The following is a 3,918-nucleotide window of genomic DNA, read 5'->3' as shown; positions in this document are numbered from 1 at the left end:
TTGCTCATGTTCTTCCTCTTCTCGTCGGAATTACTGTGCGGAAAACTACTACGTGCACACTTCCAGCCGGCACGGACAACAGATAGTTGGCCCGCCAGGCTGCCAATTCTCATTCAAGCATGACCGTGGCTGGCGCCGTAGCGGATTTCGCCACTGACGTAGCACTACACCCGCATACTGACGGGCGGTATGCCCCCTGAGATGACCGTCCAGCCCGGGCCCTCGATCCGGCTGGGGTCACCTCGTGCAGTCGCAGAGGCCGGCGAAGGCACCGAGTTCTTCTAGGCCGGCGGGCCGTGCCGGCAGGTAGTCGGTCAGGGCGCGGGAGCGAACGATGACCGCCCGCCACTGTCCGCGCGAGACGGCCACGTTATTGCGATTCCGGTTGAGCACGAATTCCATTCCGCGCGGAGCTTCCGCTGCGGCGGACACAGCCGTGGAAACGATCACGACGGGTGCTTCCTGTCCCTGGAACTTGTCGACGGTGCCGACCCTGACGTCCGACAGCCCGGCTCCGTCGAGCGCCGCGCGGATCAGCTGGACCTGGGCGTTGTAGGGAGCCACCACCAGGATGTCCGCTCCGGCCAGCGGCCGGGGCTGTGCTGCGGCATCTTCACGCCAAAGCAGGCCGATGTGTCGGCGGGCCTGAGCGAGCACTTCGGCGGCTTCTTCCGGCGACGACGTGGCATTGCCTGCATGGTCCACATAGACACATTCCAATCCGGCTGGAGCTCCCTCCAGGTGGCGCAGCGCTGCGGCCGGGGCCGATTCGAGCCGCCCGTCGTACGCCAGGACCGATACCGTCCGGCAAAGGTCCGGATGCATACGCCAGCTGCGGGCAAGGAAATAGCCCAGCTCCGGCGGCAGGGTGGCGTGCCCGGCAGAGAGCCAGCCGAGGGCGGATTCATCCACTGGTTCGGGATGCGTGCCCTGGGTGACCTGCGGCAGTTGCTGCGGATCGCCCAATAGCAGCAGGCGCTTGGCGGCGCGGGAAACGGCCAGGGTGTTCGCCAGCGAAAACTGGCCGGCCTCGTCAATGACTAAAAGGTCCAGTGACTTGGGCGGAACCGCCGAACCGGTCATGGTCCACGCCGTTCCGCCGATCAACGCGCCACCCGGTGACTCGAGCAGCCGGATGACATCATCGGTACTCCGGTTGTGCCAGGGGAGGTCCTGCTCGCCGTTCGGTTTCTTGGCGACCAGTTCCGGGGACACGCCGGCTTTCTCGATGGCGGCGCGCAGCATGTTGTCCACCACGGCATGCGACTGGCCAACGACGCCGACTTTCCAGCCCTGTGCCACCAGCCGGGCGATGGCGTGCGAACCAACATAGGTCTTGCCAGTGCCGGGCGGGCCCTGCACCGCCAGGTAGGAGTCCTGCAGATCAGCAACTGCGGCGGTGATCGCGTCCACATAGCCGTCCGGGTGGTCCTGGACTTCGGGCAGTTGGGCCAGCGTTGCCAGCCGCGGCCTACGCCGGCGCAGCAGCTCCAGTGCCGGATCGGCGGGGAATCCGGGCAACGTGTCGGCAACCGAAGCGGCCAGGTCGGCCAGTGCCTCGCGGATGGAAGTGGTCCGCACCGGTCGGCCCGGCGTCAGCGCTACCGGGAACTCGGTGTAAGCCCCGGCGTCGCGCGGCAACCGTTCCTTGACCAAAAGCGTGTCTTTCACGCCGTCCGCGCCCAGTTCCAGCGCCTCGGTATCGAAACAGAAGGCACGGTGGTTGACGCCGTCGTTCTGTTCGCAGAGGAACGCTGGGTAGGGCCGGTCGTAGAGGCGGCAGAGCAGGCTGCCTTCCTTGATGGTGGAACCGGGAGCCAACCGACCGGTCAATCGGAGCACTCGGACCGGGTTGCTGCGGGAGTTCGGCTTTGCCCACTCGGAAAGCACCTGGGCGGACTCTACGGTGAAGACGTCGCGGACGTCGGCCCAGTCCTCGACCGGGGCATCGAGCCGGTCAAAATGCGCCCACCAAAACTGCTTCTCTTCGCGCCGGTGGTAGCCAACGGACGCCGCAACCATGGCAACTGCCTGCTCCTCCGGCGAAAGCGATTCGTTGCGGCTTGCGGCACGTTCGGCCGCTGCCGCTACGAAGTCCAGCAGCCGCCGTTCCTGCGGCAGCAACGGTCCGCCGTCGTCTTCCGGCGTTGCAGCGGACGCGGTCGCAGCGAAGCGGCCCGGGACAACGCCGCGTTCGGCTGCCAGCCGCAGCAGCCAGTTGCGCAGTTCCAGCGTGGAGAGGCAGTCGTACTCGTTGTAGTCCGCAATGCTCTTGAGGATGGTGTCCGCTTCGGCGTCATAGCCGGTATCCCGGGCAGTGCAGTATTGCGCGTAGGCCACCACCGAAGCACCGGCGTCTTTAACGTCGCCGGCGCGCAGGTTGTCGCCCATGTAGAGCGGTTCCAGTTTCTTGATGCTGTAGGAATTCTCCGAAATCCGCAGGCTGTGCCGGACCGTGTCGTACAGGTCCACCAGGATGCCCTCGCGCAGCAACTCATCCACGGTTTCCTCGCCAACCAGATGCTGCAGCGATAGTCGGCGTAGCGCGGCTTTCTCGTAGTTGGCGTAGTGGTAGATGTGCAGGCCAGGGTGGCGGCGGCGCCGCTCGGACACGTAGTCCAGGAAGTCCGCCAGCGCCTGCCGTTCGCCGGAACGGCTGTGCGCCCAGAAAGGTTTGAACGGTGCCGGGCTGCCCACAGCCGGAGGGTTCTCGACTACGCCGAAGAGGTACTCCAGCCCCCAGACTCCGGCTCCGTCCTGCCAGAGCGGGTCGCCCTCAAAGTCGAAGAAGATATCACCCGGGTCCGGGACCGGCAGCCGCCCGAGGGTGTGCTGCTCCAGCACCCGGTAGGCAACGGTGTGTTCGGCACCGTCTTTGCGGAAAGTGACCGTGCCGTCCGGTTTGGCGGTGCCCGTCTGCATTTGCGCCTGGTCCCGCAGCCGGGCCAGTGCACCGTCGTGGGCTTCGCCCGTGGGCAATTCCAGCGCGGCCAGTTGGTCGATCGTCTGGATTCCCGCCGCGCGGAGTTTGCGGCGGCGGACCGTGCTCATGTTTGCCACCAGCAGCAGATCGCGGTGCAGCTCAACTTGTTCGGCACAGTAGTCACAGCGGCCGCACGCCTTGATCCGTTCGTCTCCCCAGCGCACCGTCGCCGACTGGCTACGATGTCCGGCAACCAGGTCCAGAAACCTGCCGCGGCGTTCCCGGTAGGCCGGCAGCAGGTCAGTAAGGCTGTGGTCGCTGTGTCGGCCGTCGCCAAGGACCAGCGTCACCGTCGGCGCGGTGCTGATGCCTGCTTGGAGGAGCTGGTCTCCGTAGGCGGCCAACTGCAGCAGCGCGGTGACCTTGGCGTGGCGGGCCAGCTTGGTGTCATAGACAGCGTAAGCCGGGGCACCGCCGTCGTGCTGGGTCTTGACCAGGAAATCAGACCGCCCATGGAAGCCGCCGTCGAAGAAGGACGCCTGGAACACCACATCCGCGCCGGACTCCAGTGCCGCAATGGATTCGGCATGTTTGGCGCGCAGATCATCACGCGTGTAACTGTGCGTCTCGGCAATCTCCACCACACCGGCACCGAAAGCGTCGCGGAACTGTTGCAGCACCCGGTGCTCGTGCACGTCGCCCAGTGCCGCGGTGCGCTCGAGCATCTCGTCCCGGCCGAAGTCCGGCACGGGGGAGCGGCCCAGCTTCTCGTCCAGCTTGCGCAGCAGTTGGTACTCGCACTGGGCTGCGGTGACCAGATCGGTGGCCGTGTAGACCAAATCAGGGTCAGCCCCGTCGACGTCGGAGTCGAGCAGAAACACAGAGCCTCCTTGCTCACGGACAAAGGTGCCAACCCGGCCGGCGGCGGGTCCCCCCAACGATATCCCGCCGCCGGCCGGTGCCTGCCGGCATCTAAAGATGTATCAGCCGGCTCG

1 protein-coding gene is annotated in these 3,918 nt (G+C 66.1%); it reads right to left on the bottom strand.

Annotated features, from left to right (window positions below; translation table 11 throughout):
• Positions 1–237: 237 nt before the first annotated feature.
• Entirely contained in the window at positions 238–3,804 is a 3,567-nt protein-coding gene (locus ACMX2H_RS18735) for a TM0106 family RecB-like putative nuclease (protein ID WP_414962761.1), read from the bottom strand.
• Between the last annotated feature and the right edge of the window lie 114 nt (positions 3,805–3,918).

Source organism: Arthrobacter sulfonylureivorans, from assembly GCF_047607445.1.
GTDB classification, from domain to species: domain Bacteria; phylum Actinomycetota; class Actinomycetes; order Actinomycetales; family Micrococcaceae; genus Crystallibacter; species Crystallibacter sulfonylureivorans_A.
This window is presented reverse-complemented; position numbering and strand designations above follow the sequence as displayed.